Origin of the sequence: Massilia jejuensis (genome assembly GCF_042656795.1) — a bacterium.
Classification (GTDB): Bacteria; Pseudomonadota; Gammaproteobacteria; order Burkholderiales; family Burkholderiaceae_D; genus Telluria; species Telluria jejuensis.
This window is the reverse complement of record NZ_JBHSMS010000040.1, coordinates 93742-115693: the sequence shown is the minus strand read 5'-3', so window position 1 is coordinate 115693 and position 21952 is coordinate 93742. Positions and strand designations below refer to the sequence as shown.

Here is a 21952-nt window from a genome sequence, read left to right as displayed (position 1 = left end):
GTGCCGCCGGCGCTCACCAGATCTTCACGCGCTCCTGCGGCGCCAGGTACAGGGCCTGCCCCGGCTTGACGTCGAAGGCCTTGTACCAGGCATCGAGGTTGCGCACGATATAGGTGCGGTAGCGCGATGGCGCATGGCCGTCGGTCAGTACGGCGCGGCGCAGCGCGGCTTCGCGCGTCTTGCTGCGCCAGCCCTGGGCGAAGCCGGTGAAGAACGCGCGGTCGGCGTTCATTGTCTTGCCGCCCGGCGTGGTCTTGAACGCGTCGTAGGCCGCCTCCAGTCCGGCCAGGTCGGCCAGGTTTTCGCTCAGCGTCAACTGGCCGTTGACGGCCAGGTCCGGGAAGGGTCGATAGGCGCCATACTGCGCGACCAGCTTGCGCGAGGCGGCCCTGAAGTGTTCCAGGTCTTCCTTCGTCCACCAGTCGCGCAGCCGGCCCTGGGCGTCGAACTGTGCGCCCTGGTCGTCGAAGCTGTGGCTGATCTCGTGACCGATGATCGAGCCGATCGCGCCGTAATTGGCGGCCTCGGACCCTGTTGGATCGAAGAAGGGCGGCTGCAGGATCGCGGCCGGGAAGTTCATCGCGTTTTGCAGCGGCAAATTCACGGCGTTGACCAGTTGCGGCGGCATGGCCCATTCGGTGCGGTCGGGTTTGCGTTTTAGCTTGGCCAGTTCTTGCCGATAATGGTATTCCTCGGCGCGGATCGCATTGCCGAAGGCGTCGCCGGCGACCACGCGCAAGCCGTCGTAGGATTTCCAGCGCTCCGGATAGCCGATGCCGACATACAGCGCTTTCACCTTGGCCTGGGCATGCGCGCGGGTGGCCGGCGCCATCCACGCAAGCTTGTCGATACGGCGGCTGAAGGCGTCGATGATATTGGCCACCATTGCCTGTACCTTGGCCTTGTTTTCGGCTGGGAAATAACGGGCGACGTAGAGCTTGCCGACGGCCTCGTCCATCGCCGCATTGGTGGCGCCGAGCGCGCGCTTCCAGCGCCCCGACTGCTGCTGAGCACCGCTCAGCGCCTTGCCATTGAATTCGAAGCGCTGGTCGGAAAAGGCCTTCGGCAGCAGGCCTGCGTACTGGTTCAGCTTGTGGAAAGCCAGGTAGTCGCGCCAGGTGGCGACGTCGGCGTCGGCCAGCAGCTTGGCCGCGCCGACGATGGCGCCCGGGTGATAGACCTGGAAGCGGTCCTGGCCGGACAAGCCGGCCGCCCTGAAGAAGGCGTTCCAGTCGACACCCGGGGCCTTGGCCGCGAAATCCTGCATGGTCCAGACATGGTTTGACTTCTGGATATTCGCCGACTCCTCGCGCGTGGCGTGGGTCTGCGCCAGCGCCAGCTCGAGTTCGAAGACGCGCGCGGCGCGCGCGTCGCTCCTGTCCATGCCGGCCAGCTTGAGCATGGCGGCGATGTGCTGCTGGTACCGGGTGCGCAGCTCGGCCATGCGCGCATTGTTCTCGAGGTAATAGGCGCGGTCCGGCAAGCCGAGACCGCCCTGCAGCAGATAAGGCAGGTTGCGGGACGGTTCGGCCAGGCCTTGCGCCACCCATAGGCCGAACAGGTTCTCGGTGAAGAAATTGGTGGCGTTCAGGGGATCGACGTCGGCGCGGATCGAGCCGCCGAGCGCGCGCACCAGGCCGGCCTTGTCCTTGATGCCGGCAATACTCGCCAACACGGGTCTCAGCGGCGCCAGGCCGCGCTTCTCGATACCGGCTTCATCCATGTAGGCCGCGTAGAAGTCGGCCACCTTGCGCGCTTCGCCGCTCGTGCCCTTGGCCGCGCCGAGTTCCTCGATCATTGTTGCGATGCGCTCGTTGGTATCCTCGGCCAGGGCGCCCATCGCGCTCCAGGAACCGCGGTCGGCCGGGATCTCGGTCCTGGCCAGCCAGTCGCCATTGGCCCAGGTAAAGAAGTCGTCGCCCGGCAGCACCGTCATGGCGGCGCTCTTGCCTGGGGCGGGTTTGTCGGCGGGCGGCGCGACCTGGACCGCCTGGCCTGCCTGGACTGCGGCGATCGCCGGCGCGCCCAGGGCGCCACCGCAGAAGGCCAGAACGATGGCGGTGGTCGTCGGTGTCCAGCGAGTCTGCATGCTTTTCCTCGAATGATGAAGGATTGGATGACAATATAAGGACCGGATGACGCATCACGGTAGCGCTGCCGGCAAGGCGGCCAGCGCATCCGGTCCGAAGTTCTGGCCGCGACGTGTCGGTCAGTGTACCGCTCTCCCCTGTCCGCATGGCGCGTCGGCCGACGCCCCCGGCGACCGGAGCGCGCGGCTGGAAAAACTTTTCAATTATTTTCGCAAATACCCCTAAAGTTCCACCGCGCCCTGCCGTAAAAGGAGGACAACCGGTAATCCAGCCGAAAAAAAATTGTCGCGGCACTAACATGACCTCCAACGAAGTTCTCTCGATGTACGAAAATATTGCTGGCTTGACGGGCAAGATGGCGGTCGCGGCGCAATCGGGTGACTGGAAGCATTTCGACAGCTTGAAGGCGCAGTGCGCGGCTCAGGCGGGCGCGACGGCAAGCGGCGTGCCGCCGCTGGAAGGCGCCAAGCGCCTGCGCAAGATCGACCTGCTCAAGCAGATCATGGCCAACGACCGCGCCGTGCGCGACGTGACCGAGCCATGGATGGGCCAGCTGGAGCGCGCGATGCGCGCGCATTGAACCGCCCTCCCCGCGTCGTACGACAAGCGCCTGCGGGCGCTTTTTTTACGTCTGGACGAAAGACGCCTGCAATCGCAACGGAGGGAGCGAGCATGCCGACCGAGCCCTCCCGCACCACCCTGCCGACGGGTCCGCACTCCCGAAGCGTGCGCCGAGTGGACGCACAACAAAAAAGCGCCCGCAGGCGCTTGTTTGCTACGCAAGGGGTTGCGTATGAATTCGGAGAGCAACACCAGGTCGTCCCGGTGTTGCCTCTTTGCCGGTTGCATCCGGCGTCCGCTGCCGCTGTTGGCAGCGTGACCGCTTCCGAAAACAGGCGTCTCGCGACGTACATCCGGTACCCGCGCCACGCTATCGGTGGTGGCTGCGCCGAACTCTGTTTCGTTTTGTGGTTTTGATAACCAACAAATTCAGTATAGCGCAAATTTTAAGGATGTGTGATCGATTCGTGCGTGCCCTGTTCCGGCTGGGAAATCGCGTCGTCCAGGACCGGTTCGGCCGCCTTGGAAGGCGTTCCCTTGCCCCGTCCCGGCATCAGGCGCGCCTTCACCGCCGCCATGAAATGCGGCGTCGGCGCGCCGGGTACCGGCGCCGCCTTCGGCAGCTTGGCCGGTTTGTGCAGCGCCGCGATCTTGCCGAAGCCGGCGCCGTGGCGGCGGCGCAGCAGCATCAGCACCAGGGCGCCGAGCGCCAGCATGGCGGCCAGGCCGGCGCCGATCAGCTGCCATGGGGTGTCGGGTGCGGGCGGCTCGGCCTTCTTCGGCTTGCGGTGGATGCGCGGCGCGCCCGTGGGGGCGTCGCCGGGTGTCGCCTGCGCCGCCGGGGCGGACGCCGCGACGGGCCGCGGCGGCGCCGGCGGCGCGGTGCCTTGCAGCAGCTTGACCTTGTCTTCGAGCCGGTCCAGTTGCCGATGCAGCGCTGTATTCTTCTCGCCGAGCGCGACGCAGGCGTCCACATGCGCGCTGGGCGCCTGCGGGGCGCAGCTGGGCGCTTCGGCCGCGGCTTTCATGGGAGCAGCCGCTTTTTTCACGGGCGCCGGCCTGGGCGCGGCCTTGCGCGGCACGGGCGGTGTCGGCCCGCCCGCTTCCACGTATTCCTCGCCCGCATGCAGGGCAGCGGCCAGGCGCGGCGCCGGCACCGGCGCGCGGGCCGGGGCAGGAAGCTGGGGCGCCGGCTGCAGCTTCGGCGTCTCGGGCACGGGCGGCGGCGGCGGCGCCGGGTTCGGGTCCGGCGTCAGCCACAGGGTCACCAGGCGCACGCTGCGCTGGCCGCCGTCGGCCAGCTCGAGGTACAGGTGGAGATGGCGGCTCTCGACCGGTTTGAGCGAGGTCAGATGCAGGAACTGGCGGCCGTCGCGCCGCATCACCGTCATGGCCAGGCTGGAGAGGACCGGCGGCATGGCGATGTTCGCGCCGCGGTACACATCCGCGTGGGCCAGGCGCACGGCGACCGGCTTGCCGGGTTCCTCGACCAGGGTCAGCTCGACGTCCGCCACGAGCGCTTGCCCGATGTGCGACCGCACCTGGGCGTCGCCCAGTTCGGCGGCGTGGCCGGCCGCCGTCGCGGCCGCCAGCAACAGGCTTGAAAACAGGGTCAGTGTGCGAAACGCCATGGCGGGAAGAAGTTTGTAGCCTAAGCGTCATTAACGGGTGTTCGGATACACTCTTTAGCTCCCGCGTCGAATAAACAGGACAAGCCATGGAAATCCGGATGGAAAAAGACAGTTTCGGCCCGATCGAGGTCCCGGCCGAGCGACTCTGGGGCGCCCAGACCCAACGTTCTCTGCATCACTTCGATATCTCGACCGAACGCATGGCGCCGGAACTGGTCGCCGCGCTGGCCCAGGTCAAGCGTGCCGCGGCCGCCGTCAACCGGTCGCTCGGCAAGCTCGCGCGCGACAAGGCCGATGCCATCATCGCCGCCGCCGACGAAGTGCTGGAAGGCCGCCATCCGGACGCATTCCCGCTGGCCGTCTGGCAGACCGGTTCCGGCACCCAAAGCAACATGAACATGAACGAGGTGCTGGCCAACCGCGCCTCCGAGCTGATCGGCGGCGAACGGGGCGAGGCGCGCCTGCTGCACCCGAACGACGACGTCAACATGGGCCAGTCCTCGAACGACATCTTCCCCACCGCCATGCACGTGGCCGCGGCGCAGGCGGTGGCGAACAAGGTGCTGCCCTCGCTGGCGCGCCTGCGCGCCACGCTGCTGGTCAAGTCGCGCGATTTCGAGGACATCGTCAAGATCGGCCGCACCCACCTGCAGGACGCCACGCCCCTGACGCTCGGCCAGGAGTTCTCGGGCTACGTCGCCCAGCTCGAATTCGCCGAAAGCGCGATCCGCACCTGCCTGCCCGGCCTGCTGTCGCTGGCAGCCGGCGGCACGGCGGTCGGCACCGGCCTGAACGCGCACCCGGAGTTCGCGCCGCGCATCGCCGCCGAACTCGGTTCGCGCACGGGGCTCGCCTTCAAGACCGCGCCCAACAAGTTCGCGGCGCTGGCCGGACACGATGCGCTGGTGTCGGGCCACGGCGCCTTCAAGACGCTGGCCACGGCGCTGATGAAGATCGCCAACGACGTGCGCTGGATGGCCTCCGGGCCACGCTCCGGCCTGGGCGAGATCACGATCCCGGAAAACGAGCCGGGCAGTTCGATCATGCCGGGCAAGGTCAATCCGACCCAGTGCGAAGCGCTGACCATGCTGTGCTGCCAGGTGTTCGGGAACGACGTGGCGCTGACGGTGGGCGCCTCGCAGGGCAATTTCGAGCTCAACGTGTTCAAGCCGATGATCGCGCACAACTTCCTGCAAAGCGCGCGCCTGCTGGCCGACGGCATGCGCTCCTTCGACGAACATTGCGCCCGCGGCATCGAGCCGAACCGCGCCCGGATCGGCGAACTCATGGAGCGCTCGCTGATGCTGGTGACCGCGCTCACGCCGCACATCGGGTATGATGCCGCCGCGCGGATCGCCAAGCATGCGCAGCACGAGGGCATCACGCTGCGCGAGGCGGCCCGGCAATCGGGCCTGGTCACCGAGGAACAGTTCGACCAGTGGATCGTTCCGATGAACATGACGCGTCCCGATCCCGAGTAAGCGGCCCGCGCGGGCGCGCGCTTGCGCAAGCCCCGCCCCGGCACCCTGCTGAGGCGAGCCCAACCGTGCGCTCCATAATTCTCCCCGAGGATAATATGCAAAAGACAACTTTCGAACTGACATCCGAGTTCGTCGAACTCAACCAGCTGCTGAAACTGGTGGGCTTGTGCGACAGCGGCGGCGCCGGCAAGAACATGGTGGCCAGTGGCGTGGTGTCGGTCGACGGCAAGAAAGAACTGCGCAAGACCGCCAAGATTCGTACCGGTCAGACGGTGACGGTCGGCGACGTGCGGATTGCAGTTCAATAGGAGGGACTACCGGCCTCTACGGCGCACGTTTGCGCGCAGACAAACGCGACGGGTGGTCCTTGTTTTAATTTTAAGACGTGACCAATCGTCTTTTAAGGGTGAACGCAATGGAAACCCCGGAAGAAAATCCGCAAACGCAGGAACGGCTTATCGGCGATCTGCGCCTCGTCATCGAGAACGCACAAGAACTGCTGAAAAACACCGACCAATATACGAGCGTCCTCTACCAGAACGCGCGCGCCAAGCTGGCGATGGCCTTGAATGCCGCCAACGAGGAACTCGAGCGATTCGAGGATGCGCAGCTCAGTCGCATGATGGAAGCGGCCCGCCTGGCCGCCGAGAGTTGCGCGGGCCTCTCCGGCGAAGAGCGCGTCCTGCGCGCCTTCCATTGAAGTCACCGCGGCGCCATCGGGCGCCGCGCTTGCATTCCATCCGCTGCGAGGACGGGTCCTCGGTGCGGATCCGCCGGCGCCCCATGCGCCGGCCAGGATTTATGCCGTGGTGTTGATCTTGCTACCCAGGTTCGGGGGCAGGTTCTGCGGCGCCGGCGGCGGCGTGATGCCGTCGAGGATCTGGGTGATGGCCGTTTTCTGCGCGTCCTGCTGCTTCTTGAGCATGGTGACGGCGACTTCCTCCTTGCGGCCGGTCTCGGCGATAGTGGTGGACAAAGCGGCGATGCCGGTGACGTTCATTCGAGTCTCCTGGTGAGGGTTGTCCTCCTTTAACGGCTTGTCACGCGGAAACTTTAGCCTGCCTCAGCATCCAGTCGATCAGCCAGTCCAACACCGTCTCGGGTGCATTCAGGTCGAGCCAGGCCGGCCCCGGCCCCGCGGGCGCCGGCCCGTCGGACGCCACGGCCACGACCAGCGGGTCATCCGGGAACAGGGGTGCCCGCCCCAGCGACGGGCGATACACTTCGAGCTTGGGCAGCGGTTCCCATTTGTAGCCTTCGACCAGGGTCAAGTCGCCCGGCGACAGGCGCGCCAGCTGCTCGGCAAGCGGCGGCTCGGGCTGGCCGCGCAGTTCGCGCAGGATGGCGTAGCGGTAGGGCGAGGCGATCATCACTTCGGCCGCGCCGGCCATCCGCAGGCGCGCGCTGTCCTTCTGCGGCGGCTCCAGTTCGATGTCGTGGTGGCTGTGCTTGACCACGTTCACGCGCAGCCCGCGCCCGGCCAGCTGGGCGACGAGGAATTCGAGCAGCGTCGTCTTGCCGCTGCCCGACCAGCCGACCACGGCCAGCACGGCGCCCGCCACCGGATCAGTAGCCGACACGGTAACGGGTGCCCCGGAAATTCATGACCGCGTATTTCGGCATCAGGCGTTCCAGTACGAGGCCGGGCGCGAGCTCTTCGCCTTCGCGGCGCAGCATCTTGTCGACCAGCAGCAGCCGGTCCGCGGGATTGGGCGAGTAGATATAGCCGCCGACGGCCACCTTCGGCACCTCGCGCTGGATCGCCTCGGGCAGCTGCTGCAGGGTGCGCAGGTGTTCCTCGACGATCGGATCGGGCGCGCGGGCCGGTGCCGGCGCAGGTTCGGGCGAGCGCGCCGGCGCCGGCAGGTAGACCGGCTCGGGCACGGCTTCGCGCGCGGCCACCGGCGGCGCTGGCGCGACAGGGGCAACGTGCGGCGCCGCCGCTGTCGTGGGCCGGAGGGCGGCCGGCGGCGCAAGCGGGGCAGTGTCGCGCACCACCCTGGCAGGCTGCGCGGGCGGCACCGGCGTACCGGACGCCGGCGGCGTTTCCACAGGCGGCGCAACCGGCATGGCCGCTGGCGCCGCCGGCACGGACTGCGCCGACGCGCCGGGCGCGGCCTTGCCGGCCTGCGCCAGCACGGCAGGCGCGCCCGCCGGGGTGCGTGCGCGCCACATGAGTCCCGCCGCCACTGCCACGACGACCACGCCCGCGCCCAGGCCGACCAGCAGCGGCTTGCGCTGCGCGCCGGCCGCCACCACCGGCGCATGCACCGGCTGGGGCGTATGGATGCCGGGCGCATTGCCCAGCTGGCGTTCGGCTTGCGCCTTCTTGAGTGCTTCCAGAATGTACGACATTTAGTATCCCGTCCTGGCGGCGGCGAGCAGGCGCGGCTCGGCGACCCCGGTCAGCTGGTTGAGGCGCATGTAGGTGCGCGGTCCGGCGACGCCGTCCGCTTTCAAATTCTGCCTGGCCTGGAAGCTGCGCAGCAAGTCCTCGGTGCGCGCATCGAAAGGCTGCTGCGGGGCCGGCGCGGCGGCGCCGCCGAGCCGGGCCAGGCGCGCGGCCAGCCAGTCGACGTCCACGCCCTGGTCGCCGGGCGCCAGCCGGTCGCGGAAGGCGCGCGGCACCTTCCAGAAAGTCGTGTACTCGCCGGTGAAACGCGGCACCAGCGCGGCCAGGTCGACACGCTCGCGCTTGCCTTTGGCGAGCAGGGTCACGTTGCGCTCGTCCATGCCGACCAGCACCGCATGGCTGGTGGCGGGTCCGTCGCGCAGCACGATCACGGCCGGACGGTCGAGCTGGCGCAGTTCATAGATGCCGCCGCGCCCCGCATGGCAGCGCAGGTCGAGCCGCAGCGCGGCCTGGCAGGGTTCGCCCGGCGGCAAGGGCGCGCCCCACAAGGCGCCCAGGGCGCGCAGGGCGGAGGCCTCGTCGGCATGGCCGCGCGGCGCGCCGGCCAGCGCAGGGGCGGCGGCCGCGGCGGCGCCCTTTGCCACCGCATCCGCCCTGGCCGGCGCCGGCCCGGCAAGCGGCGGCAGCACTTGCCAGGCCGCAGCGGCGCTCAGTGCGGCGCCCGCCAGCAGGCCTGCGCCGACCAGCGGCCAGCGCGCCGTGCGCAGCGGCGCCGCTTCGTTCGCAAACACTTCCTCCGCGGCCTTTCTCAGGATGGTGCGCGTGACGGTGCCGCTGTTCTCGACATAGGCGCCCAGCAGCGCGCGGTCGCACAGCAGGTTGATGCGGCGCGGCACGCCTCCGGTCGCACGGTGCACCAGCGGCACGATCGCCGCCGGAAACACGGGCGCGCCCTGGGCGCCGGCCACCGCCATCCGGTGCGCGATATAGGCGCCGGTTTCCAGCTGCGACAGCGGTCCCAGGTGGTAGCGCGCGATCACGCGCTGCGCCAGTTGTTCCAGTTCCGGACGCGCCAGCATGGTACGCAGTTCCGGCTGGCCGATCAGAATGATTTGCAGCAGCTTGCGTTCGCTCGTTTCCAAGTTGGTCAGCAGGCGCAACTGTTCGAGCACATCGGGCGCCAGGTTCTGCGCCTCGTCGATGACGAGCACGTTGTTGCGCCCCTGCGCGTGCGATTCGAGCAGGCAGGCGTTGATGGCATCGACATAGCCCTTGATCCCATCCTTGCCGCCCGCGCCGCCGGGCGCGGCGATGCCGAACTCTTCGCAGACCGTTTGCAGCAGTTCGCCGACGGAAAGCTTCGGATTGAAGATATACGCGAGCCGGCAATTTTCGGGAACCTGCTCGATGAAGCAGCGGCAGACCGTGGTCTTGCCCGCGCCGATATCGCCGGTGAGCAGCACGAAGCCGCCGCCGCTGTTGATGCCGTACAGCAGGTGCGCCAGCGCCTCGCGGTGGCGCTCGCTCATGAACAGGTAGCGCGGGTCGGGGGCGATCGAGAACGGCGCCTGCTTGAGCTTGAAGTAATTGGTGTACATGCTGGTCTAGCGGCCTGGCGGAAGAGGTTTATACCTGGCGCAGTATATTTTGGATTTGCCCTGGTGATAAGCGATGACGCTGCCCGGGTTCGCCACCCTCAATGGCGCGGCCGAGGCATCGGCCGCCTTGTGGCGCAATCCCGCCCTCGCGCGGATCGCCGCTTCCAGTTCCTCCGGCTCGGCATCGATCACGGCGGCGACGAACACCATCGGATTGCTGTCGTCGCTGACCATGACGTCGAGCACCTGCTTGCCCCACAGGGTCGCGTCGCCCTTGAACCAGTGCGCGCCGCCCTCGCGCCGGGTGGAAGGACCGAGGGCGGTGCTCAGGTAAGCATGGAAATAGGCATTGTCGAGCTGACTGCGGCACAGCAGCGCGCCGCCGATGACGGGTCCGAACGTCGAGGGCAGCGCCTGCGCGCCGGCGCAGGCGAACGCCAGCAGCACGCCGGCGGCGCGGCGCTTGCCGCTCACAGCTTCGACAGCCAGTTGCGGTTGGCGGCGATCTTCGCCTTGGCCGATGCCGGCAAAGCCTCGTAGCAGCCCGGATGCTGCTTGAGCGCGTGCTCGCGGACCTCTTTCTCGAGGCCGTTCACGATAAACACGTAGACGGTGGCGCCTTCGCCATTCTTGCGCGTGCCCATATAACGAATCACTTGTTTCTCCTTACTCGACCCGCCCATTATGACACCTGCCGCCCCCGAAGGCAGCGCCGGGGAGCGGCGGGATGCCGCCGGACGCACCGGACAGCGTCGCGGATCGTTGTGCTCGAACCACGCTTCGACCTGCGCGCGCGCCGGCGCCGGCCGTGTGAACGTCGGCGGGTCCGGCGCGCGGCGCGTGGCGGCCAGCGCCGGATCATGCCGCGCGCCATACCAATTCAAATACCACCTGCACCGCCCCTCCTTCACAGGAACCTTATTCGAAGCAAGGGTCGTCCGTCACGACCGCCATGCAGAAGTTCAATACCAATTAGCTACCTGTTGACAAGCAGAACTCGCCTCCCTATAGTGCCCGGACCTCCCCAGCACCTATTTCCCATGATCGAATATCTCATCGGCGTCGATGGCGGCGGCACCGGTACCCGCGTACGCCTGGCCGATCCCAACGGTGTCGAACTGGCCCAGGCCAGCGCCGGCCCCTCCGCCCTCTCGCACGGCCTCGACAATGCCTGGACCGCCATCCTGTCGGCCATCGGCGAAGCCTGCGCGGTGGCCGACGTCGGCTTGCCGCCCCTGTCCTCGATGGCGATCGGCCTCGGGCTTGCCGGCGTGCACAACAAGGACTGGGCGGCGCGGTTCGTGGCCGCCGATCCCGGCTTCGCCGCGCTCGTGCTCGACACCGACGGCTTCACTACGCTGATGGGCGCCCATGGCGGCGCGCCGGGCGCGATCGTGGCGATCGGCACCGGCAGCGTGGGCGAAGCCATGCGCGCCGACGGCAGCAAGGTCGAAGTCGGCGGCTGGGGTTTCCCGGCCGGCGACGAAGCCAGCGGCGCCTGGATGGGCCTGCGCGCGTTGAACCACATCGAACAGGTGCTCGACGGCCGCGTGACGGGCGGCGCCTTTGCCGGCGACGTGATCGCCGCCTGCGGCGGGGAGCGCGACGCGGTGCAGATCTGGCTCGGCCGCGCCAACCAGACGGCCTACGCCGGCCTGGCGCGCTTCGTCGTGCTGCATGGCGAGAGCGACCCGGTGGCACGCGCCATCCTCGAACACGCCGGACGCGAAGTGGCGAGCATCGCCGCCGCCCTCGATCCGCAAGGCGCCCTGCCCCTCGCCCTGTGCGGCGGCCTGGGCGACGTGCTGCTGGCCTGGCTGCCCCCGGACACGCGCGCACGCTGCCTGCCTCCCCAGGGCGATTCCGCGCGCGGCGCCCTCTTCATGATCGAGCGCCACCTCAAGGACACCCGATGAGAGGCAACATCCTCACCCCCGGCGGCTGGATCGGCGGCGAATTGCGCTTCGGCGCCCGCATCGACGCCGTCGACGGCGGCCCGGTCGACCCGGTGGCGAACGGCGACGACTACATCCTGCCCGGCTTCATCGACGTCCACGTGCACGGCGGCGCCGGGCGCGACATGATGGAAGGCGGCGACGCGCCGCACGTGATCGCCGCGCTGCACGCCAGGCACGGCACCACCAGCCTGCTGGCGACGACGATGACCGCGCCGCCCGACGACATCGAGCGCGCCTTGCGCGCCATCGGCGCCGCCTGCAAGGAGCGCGGCAAGGGCGAAGCGCGCATCCTCGGCGTGCACCTGGAAGGCCCGTACATCAACGCGGCCAGGCTCGGCGCGCAGCCGCCGTTCGCGAAGGAAGCCACGCTGCTCGAGGTCGAGGCCTACGAGCGCCTCGCGCCGCTGCGCGTGATCACGGTGGCGCCCGAGATCCACGGCCACCTGGAACTGGTGCGCCACTTGAGCGACGCGGGCATCCGCGTCCAGATCGGCCACACCAGCGGCTCCTATGAAGACGGCGTGGCCGCGCTCGAACACGGCGCGGCCGGCTTCACCCACCTGTTCAATGCGATGCCGGGCCTGCACCACCGCGACCCGGGCATGGTCGGCGCAGCGCTGGCGCATGCCCGGTATGCCGAGATCATCCCCGACCTGCTGCACGTGCATCCGGGCGCGATCAAGGTCGCCCTGCGCGCGATTCCACAACTGTTCTGCGTGACCGATTCGACGGCGGCCGCCGGCATGCCCGACGGCGACTACATGCTGGGGCGCCAGGTCGTCCACAAATGCATGGGCGGCGTGCGCCTGGCCGACGGCACCCTGGCCGGCTCGACGCTGACGATGGACGGCGCCCTGCGCAACCTCGTGCGGATCGGCCTGTCGATCGAGGACGCTGCGCGCCGCGTCTCGACGAATGCCGCCGACTACCTTGGGGAAGCGCTGCGCGGGCGTCTCGCGCCCGGCTGCCACGCCGACTTCGTCGTGCTCGACCGCGGGCTCAATATCAAGGCCGTGTATATCGAAGGAGAAGCGCTGTGACTTCGCTCATGCTGCAGGAAGCCGTCTCCGCCGGCGACTGCGTCGCCCTGCAATTGTCGCAGGACGGGGAGCGCTACGCGGCGCTGGGCCGCACGCTGCGCTCGACCAATTTGAACAGCGCCGTGACCGTCGCGCGCGGCAGCTCCGACCATGCCGCCGGCTATGTCGCCTACCTGGTCATGTCGCGCCTGGGGCGCCTGGTGACGTCCTTGCCGATGTCGCTCGTCACGCTCTACAAGTCGCCGCTGGTGACGCGCGACACGCTGGCGATCGCGATCTCGCAATCGGGCCAGAGCCCGGACTTGGTCGAGCCGGTCCGCTATTTTCGCGACGGCGGCGCCACCACGGTGGCCCTGGTCAACGATACCGGGTCGCCGCTGGCGCAGGCCGCCGCCTGGGCCCTGCCCCTGCATGCGGGCAGGGAGCAGAGCGTGGCCGCCACCAAGAGTTTCATCGCGAGCCTGGTCGCCGGTGCGCGCCTGGTCGCCGAATGGCAGGACGACGCGGACCTGAAAGCCGGCCTGGCGGCCCTGCCCGGCGACCTGCGCGCCGCGTCCCGGATCGACTGGTCGGCCGCGCTCGAGGTGCTGGCGCCGGCGCGCAACATCATGGTCGTCGGACGCGGCATCGGCTTTCCGATCGCGCTGGAAGCGGCCCTGAAACTCAAGGAAACCTCCGCCCTGCAGGCGGAAGCCTTCTCCGGCGCCGAGATCAAGCACGGCCCGATGGCGCTGATCGAGGACGGCTATCCGCTGCTGATCTTCGCCACCCGCGGTCCGGCCCAGGCGGGCCTGGTGGCGCTGGCAACGGAGATGCGCGGACGCGGCGCGCGCGTGCTGCTGGCCGCGCCCGGGGATATCCCGAAGCGCGACCTGACGCTGCCGGTGGCGGCCACGCCCGACCTCGACCCGATCGTCGCCATCCAGGCCTTCTATGTCATGGCGGCGCAGTTGTCGAAAGCGCGCGGCCTCGATCCGGACCGGCCGCGCCACCTGAGCAAAGTGACCAGGACCAGCTAAGGATAGGTTCCAAGAATAGGTTCCAAGAATAGGTTCCAAGACCAACCAAGCAATCAAGACCAACCGAGGCCAGAGAATTTATGGACGACCTGAAACAACTTGCCGGCCAGCTGATCATGGTGCGCCTGTTCGGCACCGAACTCGACGACGACACGGCAGCCTTCCTGCAAGCGAACCGCGTGCGCGGCGCCTGCCTGTTCCGCCAGAACATGGTCGACGCGGGCCAGCTGACGCGCTTCACCCGCGCCCTGCGCACCGCCATGGGGCCCGCGGCGCTGATCGCGCTCGACCAGGAAGGCGGCGCCGTGGTGCGCTCGACCTGGGTGCCGGCGCCGCCGTCGGCGATGGCGCTGGGCGCGGCCAACGACCCGGAACTTGCGCGCGAGGTCGGCGCGGCCGTGGCGCGTGCGGTGCGTTCGCTCGGCTTCAACTGGAACTTCGCACCGGTGCTGGACCTGAACAACAACCCGCACAACCCGGTGATCGCCGAGCGCTCCTTCGGCGCCGACCCGGACGCCGCCACCCGCATCGCCATGGCCTGGATGGCCGGCAGCGCGCATGAGGGCGTGGCCTGCTGCGTCAAGCACTTCCCCGGCCACGGCGACACCCATGTCGATTCGCACCGTGCGCTGCCGACCGTCGACAAGCCTTTGGCCGAGCTGGAACGGTTCGAATTCGCGCCGTTCCGAATGGCGGCTCCCCACGCCCCGGCGATGATGACGGCCCATATCGTCTACCCGGCGCTCGACGCCGAGTATCCGGCGACGATGTCGCGCGCCATCCTCACCGGCATCCTGCGCGAGCAGTGGCAGTACCAGGGCGTGATCATCACCGACGGCATGGACATGGACGCGATCGCCCACCGCTACGGCGTCGGCGCGGCCGCGGTGCGCGCGCTGGTGGCGGGTGCCGACATGGTGATGGCGATCGGCTCGCGCGAGGCGCAGATCGAAACCATCGAGGCGATCGCCGCGGCGATCGGTTCGGGCGAGCTGCCGATGGCCGGTGTCGAGGCGCGCCTGGCGCGGCTGGCGAAGCTGGCCGCCGCGCACCCGGCCGGCGGCGCCATGCGTCCGGCCGCCCAGGTGACGGCCGCGGACCGGTGCGAAGTCCTGGTCAGCGAGGCCCCGGGCGCCGACGAGGCGCCGATCTACACGACCGACGACGAGGACCGCGCCCTGATGGCGCGCGCCTGGCGGCGCGGGCTGAGCGTCAGGGGGAACGCCTTGCGCCCCTCGCCCGGCGCGCGCCTGCGCCTGGTCGCGCGCCAGGACGTGGTCAGCGACGGCGTGTCGGAGGCGGGCGTGCCGGCCGCGCTGATCGCCGCCTCGCTGGCCCAGCACTTCGAGGTCGAGCTGGTGACCTTCGCCGATGCCGACAGCTTCGACTGGGCCGGCCTGCCCGAGGACGGCCGCTTCACGATCCTGGCCTCGACCTCGCGCCGCCGCTACAGCCCGCAGCTGCGCGCCCACTGGCATCCCGACCTGCACCTGGCGCTGTGGAACCCCTACCAGGCGCTCGACTTCGATGCGCCGGCCCTGATGACCTATGGCTTCGCCGCGCCCGCGCTGGCGGCGGTGAACGCCTGGCTGCTGGGCGAGATCGAGGCCACGGGCCAGTGCCCGGTACCCGGCTTCTGAAGCGCGTTGCCGCAGTGCGTTACCGTACGTCAATCACGGTAACGCAATGTAACGCCAGCCCCGTCCACCCTGGCCCTGCGGCACAATTGCGCCGCAGCGTCCCGCGGGTTTATGGGACAATGCGCGTTTGCCCAAGCTTGGCAAAAATGCCACCTTGCCGCGGATTTGTACCGCTCATCTTTTTCGAAGGATCATTCATGTCCCATTTCCGCCTTGCTCGCCTTTGCCTGCTGCTGGCTGCCGTCGGCCTGAACACCGCGCCTGCCCTGATGACGGGCGCGCACGCCCAGAAGGCCGCGGCGCCCGCGGCCGCGCCGGCCAACACCGTGCGTCCCGAGCTGTTCAAGCTGCTCGACTCGAACGCCATCCAGCAGCTGATCGCCGCCAAGAATTCGGCCGAACTGCAGAGCCGCATCGCCCAGGCCGACGCAATCGCGAACAAGACCCCGTACGAGAACTACGTCCTCAATCGCATCAAGATGGCGCACGCATCGTTGACCGGCAACGATCAGGGCATCCTGAGCGCCGCCGAGGAAGTGGTGAAGTCGGGCTTCGAGCCGCGTGATGCGCAGGCCAAGCTGGTGCTGGCAATGGCCAATATCCAGTACAACGCAAAGAACTACACCGCCGCCGCCGAACAGCTCAAGCGCTACGAATCGATGGGCGGCGACATGAGCGCGGCCCGTTCGCTGCAGGTGCGCGCCCAGTACCTGAACAAGGACTATGCCGGCGCCAAGACCCAGCTGCTGCAAGTGGTCAATGACGCCGAGAAGGCAGGCAAGGCGCCGTCCCAGGAAGACCTGAAACTGCTGATCAGTGCCGCGCACGAGTCGAAGGACAGCGCCGCCTACGAGACCGCGGTCCAGAAGATGGTCAACTACTATCCGAGCGACGAATACTGGAAAGAGCTGATTCGCGTGGGCGTGGTGCGCAAGCCGGGCTTCAGCCAGGACAACTACATGCCGGTGCTGCGCCTGGAATTCGCCGCCACCAAGGTCATGCGCGAAGAGGACTACGTCGACCTGGCCGAAACGGCCATGCGCGACGGCTTCCCGACCGAAGCGAAGAACGCGATGGACGCCGGCTTCGCCGCGGGCGTGCTGGGCAAGGGCGCGAATGCCAAGGCCCATAACGCGCTGCGCGGCCGTGCCGACAAGGGCGCCGCCGACGACGCCAGGAACATCGCCGCCGGCGAAGCCTCGGCCTCGAAGTCGAAGAACGGCGCCGGCCTGGTCAACCTGGGCTGGGCTTACTCGACGATGGGCCAGCACGACAAGGGCATCGGCTTCATCGAGCAGGGTATCGCCAAGGGCAACCTGAAGCAGCCCGACGAAGCCAAGCTGCGCCTGGGCGCGGCCCAGGCCAAGGCCGGCCGCAAGGACGACGCCATCAAGACCTTCGAGACCGTCAAGGCCGGCGGCGGCCTGTCGGACGTGGCGCGCGTCTGGACCATGATGCTCAAGCAGCCTGCCACGGGCGGCGCGCCGGCCACGGCGTCGGCGATGACCGCCACCCCGGCACCGGGCAAGTAATCACGCAGCTTCATGCGACAGCGGGCGGCGCCGGTGGTGCCGCCCGCTTTTTATTGCCGCGACCGTTCGCCAGCGTACATCGGGCGGCGCATGCCTTGCGCATAATCGACGCATCACATGGACGCATCACATGGAGAGTGTCATGACCACGGTACGCACAGGCCAGGCGCCGGCCCGACTCGAGCGCGAGCAGTTCCGCCGCAAATTCATGGATGGCTTTTTCGATCCCGCCTACCAGGAAGTTTCGGCCGAACTGGCGGCGGTCGAGGAAGTCGCCTGGCAAGCCTACCGCGACAAGCGCAAGGCGCCGCGCACCGTCAAGGCCGGGGCCGGCTTCGCCGATCCCGATTACGACCTCTCGATCGAATGGAAGGCCGCGCGCGACCGCCTGCTGGCGGCCGAAGCCCACCAGAAGGACCCGCAAACGCCCAACCGCATCCTGCTCATCAACGCCTCGGCGCGCAACGACGGCAGCTGTCCGGGCGAGATGTCGAAGTCGTGGCGCCTGACGAAAATCGCGCGCGACGCGCTGGCCGCCTGCGGCGTCGAGACCGACCTGCTCGACCTGTCGCGCCTGACCTCGGACTACGACCGCCACATCCATCCCTGCAAGGCCTGCGCCTCGACCGCCATGCCGCTGTGCCACTGGCCGTGCAGCTGCTATCCGAACCACGCCGAACGCCAGACCGGCGACTGGATGAACGAGATCTACGAACGCTGGGTCGCCGCGCACGGTGTCATCATCCTGACCCCGGTCTACTGGTACCAGACGCCGTCGACGCTGAAGCTGATGATCGACCGCCTGGTCTGCGCCGACGGCGGCAACCCGGACCCCAGCTCTACCCAGGGCAAGGATGCGATGCGGGCCAAGGAGATCGAGCTCGCCGGCTGGGACTATCCAAAGCACCTGGCCGGACGCGCCTTCGGCGTCGTCGTGCACGGCGACGTCGCCGGCATCGAAGGCACGCGCCGCTCGCTGACGGACTGGCTGAACTGGATGGGACTGGTCGACTCGGGCAGCTTCGGCGCGCTCGACCGCTTCATCGGCTACTACGAGTCGTATGCCGAGAGCCACGAGGTGCTCGACCGCGATACCGACGTGCAGGAAGAAGTGCGCAATGTCGCACGCGCGGTGGCGCTCACGGTGCAGGATTTGCGGTCGGGCCGCGTGGTGCCGCCGGCGGCGAAGCTGAAGGCGGCGCGGCTGAAATGACAGGGCCGCCGGCAAGGCGCCGGCGGCGGCGCCTACATCGCCGTGAACCCGCCGTCGACCGACAACTCGTGTCCGGTCACGAACGATGCCTGCGCGGAGCACAGCCACAGCGCCGCATCGGCGATTTCGCCCGCTTCGGCGAAGCGCCCCATCGGGTGCGCGGCGCGCAGTTTCCTTTCCATCGACGGCTCGTGACTGAGCGCGCGCGCCAGCATCGGCGTGCGCACGGCGCCCGGACACAGCGCGTTGACGCGGATGCCCTCTTTCGCGTACTCCAGCGCGGCGCTCTTGGTCAGGCCTGCCAGCGCGTGCTTGCTGGCCGCGTAGACGGCCTGCCCGGGCGCGCCGACCGCGCCGAACGCCGAGGACAGGTTGACGATCGCGCCGCCGCCCTGCTTGCCCATCTGGCGCAGCTGGTATTTCATCGACAGCCAGACGCCCTTGACGTTGACGTCCATGATGCGGTCGTAGACGGCTTCGTCGAGCTCGCTCAGGCGCGCGCCCTCCTCGAACAGACCGGCGCAGTTCACCGCGCAATCGAGCCGGCCGTACTGGCTGACGGTCTTGTCGACCAGGGCCGCGACCTCGGTCTCGCGCGTGACATTGGCCGGCACGAACAGGGCCTTGCCCCCGCTTTCGACGATCATCGCCGCCGTCGAATGGCCGCCGTCGACGGCGATGTCGGCCACGACCACGGCCGCGCCCGCGCGCCCAAAGGCGAGCGCCACCGCGCGGCCGATGCCGCTCGCCGCGCCGGTGACCAGCGCGACCTTGCCGGCGAACGCAATGGCGCCCGCTTCATGTTCTTTCCTGCCCTTCATCCGATGCTCCTGCCCGCGCCCGGCAAGGGCGCCTTGCGCTAGAAAATGCTGATAGGCAATATTCTAACGTCCTGGCGCCGATTCACCAAATTGGCGCGTGCGCGCTGGGCGGAGCCCGCATTCAGGGTGCGGGCCTGGCCCCGGCTGCCGCCCCGGCCCTGGCCTTGTCCTGGTCGCCTGCCATCACCACCGACAGTGTCGACGGATCGATCGCCTTGCGGAAGGCGGCGTTGAGCTGCGCCAGGGTGACGGCCATCAGCTTGGCCTCGAACTGGCGCGACCATTCGTAGGTGCGGTTGCGGTACAGGTAAGAGGTCCAGCCGGCGGCGAGCGCGCCGTCGTCGGCGCGGGTCTGCTGGCGCTGCTGCATCAGGCCCGATTTGGCGCCGGCCAGCTCGACGGCGGTGAAACCGTCCTTGAGCGCCCGCGCCAGCTCCGCGCGGACGGCGCCATCGAGGCGCTGCAGGTTCTGCGGCGCGGCGATCGCGCTGATGCCGAAGGCCCCTGCCCGGTCCAGGTCGCCCGCTTCGAGCTGCGAGCCGCCGCCGTACGACAGGCCATCTTTCTGGCGGATGCGGTCCATCAGGCGCGAGCGCAGGCCGCCTTCGCCGAAGATGTAATTGGCCAGCATCAGGGCCGGATAATCGGGGTCGTCGATGTTCAGGTCCAGGTTCAGGCGCGCGGTATAGAACCCGTTTTCCTTGTCCGGCGTATCGAGCGTGGTCTTCAGGGGCGCAATCTCGGCATGGCGGCGCAGGATGGGCGCGACGTTGGCCGGCGCTTTCCAGGCGCCGAAGAGTTCGCCCACCAGCGGCGCGATGGCGGCCGCGTCGAAGTCGCCGACGATGGCCATCTCGGCCGGCACGGTGCCGTAGAACTCGCGGTGATGCAGCCGCAGCTCGTCCAGCCGCGCGGCGTTCAGTTCGGCCAGGTCGTCGTCGAAACTGTTGGCGTGACGCACGTCGCCCTTCGGGTACAGGTTGAAATGGCGGGCCAGCGCGCGCGCGGCCACCGCCTGCGGTTCGGCGCGGCTCGCTTCCAGCGCGACGAGCGACTGGCGCCGCAGCTGTTCGAATTCAGGCGCCGGGAAGCTCGGCTCCTTGAGCACGTGGGCCACCAGGCGCAGCGCTTCGGCCAGGTGCTCGCGCGTGGTCTGGAAGTGGGTCAGGCCGCCGGCGATCTTCAGGCGGTCGAACTCGTCCGCCAGCTGCTCGCGCGTGAAGCGGCTGGTGCCGCGCATGAGCATGGCGGCCGTCAGCTCGGGCACGGCGCCTTTTCCGAACAGGTTCTTCTCGTCGCCCATGTGCTGGCGCAGGTTGACGGTGACCGCTTCGCCGCGGTTCTTCTTGGGCAGCAGCGCAAGCTTGACGCCGCCCTGGGTGAGGAGCTGGGTGCGTTTCAGGATGTTTTCCTGGGTCGGCTCGAAGTCTTCCGCCACCAGCGTCGAGGCCTGCGGCTTGAATTGCTTGAGAATGCTCTCCACGCTCGGCGCCGGCGGAATGACCGCGCGCTGCGGCGCGTCTTCGGGCAGGAAGGTGCCGGTGACGCGGTTGTCGCGGCGGAAATAGCGTTTCGCCACTGCCGCCACCTCCTCCGGGGTGATCGTCTTGATGCGCTCGCGGCCCGTGAAGAACAGCCGCCAGTCGCCCAGCGCGATGGTCTCGGACAAGGCCACGCCCACGCGCTGCGGATCGTTCAGGCTGCGCTCCATGTCGTTCTCGTACATGCGGCGGATGCGCGCCATTTCCTCTTTCGTCGGCGGTTTGCCGGCAAAGCTTTCGACCGTCTCGGTCAGCGCCGCGCGCACCGGTTCGAGCGGCTCGCCCTTCTTCACCACCGCGCCAACATACTGCAGGCCGGGCGCGTAGCCGGTTTCGCCGAAGCTGAACACCTGGCTCGCCTTGCCGGTCTCGACCAGCTGTTTGTGCAGGCGCCCGGTCGGCACGTCGCCCAGGATCGCCGAGGCGAAGGCCATCACGTCGCTGTCGTCGTGCAGGCTGGACGGCACTTTGTAGCCGAGCATGACGATCTGGACGTCGCCCTGGCGCCGCACGGCGAAACTGCGCTCGCCGTCCTGGGGCGGTTCCACCGTCCAGAATTCGGGCAGCGTGCGTTTCGGTTTCGGAATGGCGCCGAACAGGCGCGAAATCTTGGCCAGCGTCGCATCGGCGTCGAACTTGCCGGCCACCAGCAGCACTGCATTGTCGGGCTGGTAGTAGGTGCGGTAGAAGGCCTGCAGGTTGCCGATCTTGACGTTCTCGATATCGCTCCGGTTGCCGATCGTCGAACGGCCGTAGCTGTGCCAGTCGTAGGCGACGCTCTGCATGCGCTTGACCAGCACGCCCGAGGGCGAATTCTCGCCGCTCTCGAATTCGTTGCGCACGACCGTCATTTCGGAATCGAGGTCCTTCTTGGCGATGAAGGAGCCGGTCATGCGGTCCGCTTCCATCTGCAGCGCCCAGTCCAGGTTGGCCGGCGAGGCCTGGAAGACTTCGTAGTAGTTGGTGCGGTCGAGCGAGGTGGTGCCGTTGAAATCCATGCCGCGGTCGGCGAACTGGCGCGTGATGTCCGGGTTCTTCCTGGAGCCCTTGAACAGCAGGTGCTCGAGCAGGTGCGCCATGCCGGTCTCGCCGTAGTTCTCGTGGCGCGAGCCGACCAGGTAGGTGACGTTGACGGTGACGGTGGGACGCGAGGTATCCGGGAACAGCAGCACCTTGAGCCCGTTGGCCAGGCGGTATTCGGTGATGCCTTCGACCGAGGCGCCCAGCGTCACGCCCTTCGGCAGCGGCTTGGCGGGGGCCGCCAGCACGGCGCCGGTGGCAAGCAAGGCACAGGCGCCCGCGATCAGGTGCGCGCGCAGGCCGCGCGGGGTACTCGTCAAATTCATGTCATCCCGTCAGATTCGTGCGCCGGTGCGGCGCGCCAACGGCGATGGTAACAGATGGTTGCATGATAATGCCGCCACGCACTAGTTCGAATGCGCGGCGCCGCCGGCAGGACGGGCTGTCGCCGATG

General features: G+C 68.5%; 20 protein-coding genes. 10 read left to right on the top strand and 10 right to left on the bottom strand.

All coding sequences use genetic code 11. The features are described from left to right. Positions 1–13: 13 nt before the first annotated feature. Positions 14–2089, bottom strand: coding sequence for a M13 family metallopeptidase (locus tag ACFPOU_RS13605; RefSeq protein ID WP_379722089.1), 2076 nt, complete (start codon positions 2087–2089; stop codon positions 14–16). Positions 2090–2388: 299 nt separating this feature from the next. Between ACFPOU_RS13605 and ACFPOU_RS13600 the strand changes: the two genes are divergently transcribed. Beyond that, positions 2389–2670, top strand: coding sequence for a flagellar protein FliT (locus tag ACFPOU_RS13600; RefSeq protein ID WP_379722087.1), 282 nt, complete (start codon positions 2389–2391; stop codon positions 2668–2670). Between the two features lie 427 nt (positions 2671–3097). Here the strand turns inward: ACFPOU_RS13600 and ACFPOU_RS13595 are convergent, their stop codons facing one another. Then, positions 3098–4282: a FimV/HubP-related protein gene (locus ACFPOU_RS13595; RefSeq protein ID WP_379722085.1), complete on the bottom strand. Its 1185-nt coding sequence runs from the start codon at positions 4280–4282 to the stop codon at positions 3098–3100. An 86-nt stretch (positions 4283–4368) separates the two neighbouring features. On the opposite strand from ACFPOU_RS13595, the gene fumC reads away from it, so the two are divergent. The 3 genes from fumC (at position 4369) to ACFPOU_RS13580 (ending at position 6463) form a co-directional block, all read left to right on the top strand. Further along, complete coding sequence (gene fumC / locus ACFPOU_RS13590; protein ID WP_379722083.1) at positions 4369–5763, top strand: class II fumarate hydratase; 1395 nt, start codon at positions 4369–4371, stop codon at positions 5761–5763. Between the two features lie 95 nt (positions 5764–5858). Beyond that, the gene (locus ACFPOU_RS13585; RefSeq protein ID WP_379722081.1) at positions 5859–6071 is read left to right on the top strand and encodes an RNA-binding S4 domain-containing protein; all 213 of its coding nucleotides are present in this window, start codon (positions 5859–5861) and stop codon (positions 6069–6071) included. A 107-nt stretch (positions 6072–6178) separates the two neighbouring features. Further along, positions 6179–6463, top strand: a complete 285-nt coding sequence (locus tag ACFPOU_RS13580; protein WP_379722079.1) for a DUF883 family protein — start codon at positions 6179–6181, stop codon at positions 6461–6463. Between the two features lie 99 nt (positions 6464–6562). Here the strand turns inward: ACFPOU_RS13580 and ACFPOU_RS13575 are convergent, their stop codons facing one another. From ACFPOU_RS13575 to ACFPOU_RS13550, 6 genes are read right to left on the bottom strand one after another with little or no spacing between them, the layout of a single operon-like run. Beyond that, complete coding sequence (locus ACFPOU_RS13575) at positions 6563–6763, bottom strand: YjfB family protein (RefSeq protein WP_379722077.1); 201 nt, start codon at positions 6761–6763, stop codon at positions 6563–6565. Positions 6764–6803: 40 nt separating this feature from the next. After that, a complete protein-coding gene (mobB, locus tag ACFPOU_RS13570) occupies positions 6804–7343 on the bottom strand; it encodes a molybdopterin-guanine dinucleotide biosynthesis protein B (protein WP_379722075.1) in 540 nt (179 codons plus the stop codon). Continuing rightward, positions 7330–8118 (bottom strand): general secretion pathway protein GspB, encoded by a 789-nt coding sequence (locus tag ACFPOU_RS13565; RefSeq protein WP_379722073.1) that lies wholly within the window; start codon positions 8116–8118, stop codon positions 7330–7332. The genes mobB and ACFPOU_RS13565 overlap by 14 nt, the downstream gene beginning before the upstream one ends. Then, the gene (locus tag ACFPOU_RS13560) at positions 8119–9714 is read right to left on the bottom strand and encodes an ExeA family protein (RefSeq protein ID WP_379722071.1); all 1596 of its coding nucleotides are present in this window, start codon (positions 9712–9714) and stop codon (positions 8119–8121) included. It lies immediately after the preceding gene. Positions 9715–9720: 6 nt separating this feature from the next. Further along, complete coding sequence (locus ACFPOU_RS13555; RefSeq protein ID WP_379722069.1) at positions 9721–10188, bottom strand: hypothetical protein; 468 nt, start codon at positions 10186–10188, stop codon at positions 9721–9723. Continuing rightward, on the bottom strand, positions 10185–10370 hold the full coding sequence (locus ACFPOU_RS13550; RefSeq protein ID WP_379722067.1) for a hypothetical protein: 186 nt from the start codon (positions 10368–10370) through the stop codon (positions 10185–10187). The genes ACFPOU_RS13555 and ACFPOU_RS13550 overlap by 4 nt, the downstream gene beginning before the upstream one ends. A gap of 384 nt (positions 10371–10754) precedes the next feature. Between ACFPOU_RS13550 and ACFPOU_RS13545 the strand changes: the two genes are divergently transcribed. The 6 genes from ACFPOU_RS13545 (at position 10755) to ACFPOU_RS13520 (ending at position 18116) form a co-directional block, all read left to right on the top strand. After that, complete coding sequence (locus ACFPOU_RS13545) at positions 10755–11630, top strand: glucosamine kinase nucleotide-binding domain-containing protein (RefSeq protein WP_379722065.1); 876 nt, start codon at positions 10755–10757, stop codon at positions 11628–11630. After that, complete coding sequence (gene nagA, locus ACFPOU_RS13540; protein ID WP_379722063.1) at positions 11627–12712, top strand: N-acetylglucosamine-6-phosphate deacetylase; 1086 nt, start codon at positions 11627–11629, stop codon at positions 12710–12712. Before ACFPOU_RS13545 ends, nagA begins: the two co-directional genes overlap by 4 nt. Before the next feature lie 8 nt (positions 12713–12720). Further along, entirely contained in the window at positions 12721–13731 is a 1011-nt protein-coding gene (locus tag ACFPOU_RS13535) for an SIS domain-containing protein (protein WP_379722467.1), read from the top strand. An 80-nt stretch (positions 13732–13811) separates the two neighbouring features. Then, complete coding sequence (nagZ, locus tag ACFPOU_RS13530) at positions 13812–15371, top strand: beta-N-acetylhexosaminidase (RefSeq protein ID WP_379722061.1); 1560 nt, start codon at positions 13812–13814, stop codon at positions 15369–15371. A gap of 197 nt (positions 15372–15568) precedes the next feature. Continuing rightward, the gene (locus ACFPOU_RS13525) at positions 15569–16903 is read left to right on the top strand and encodes a tetratricopeptide repeat protein (protein ID WP_379722059.1); all 1335 of its coding nucleotides are present in this window, start codon (positions 15569–15571) and stop codon (positions 16901–16903) included. A 142-nt stretch (positions 16904–17045) separates the two neighbouring features. Continuing rightward, a complete protein-coding gene (locus tag ACFPOU_RS13520; protein WP_379722057.1) occupies positions 17046–18116 on the top strand; it encodes a flavodoxin family protein in 1071 nt (356 codons plus the stop codon). A gap of 32 nt (positions 18117–18148) precedes the next feature. Here ACFPOU_RS13520 and ACFPOU_RS13515 read toward each other — a convergent pair whose 3' ends face one another. Then, entirely contained in the window at positions 18149–18937 is a 789-nt protein-coding gene (locus ACFPOU_RS13515; RefSeq protein WP_379722055.1) for an SDR family oxidoreductase, read from the bottom strand. Between the two features lie 121 nt (positions 18938–19058). Then, positions 19059–21824 (bottom strand): M16 family metallopeptidase, encoded by a 2766-nt coding sequence (locus ACFPOU_RS13510; RefSeq protein ID WP_379722053.1) that lies wholly within the window; start codon positions 21822–21824, stop codon positions 19059–19061. Positions 21825–21952 lie beyond the last annotated feature (128 nt).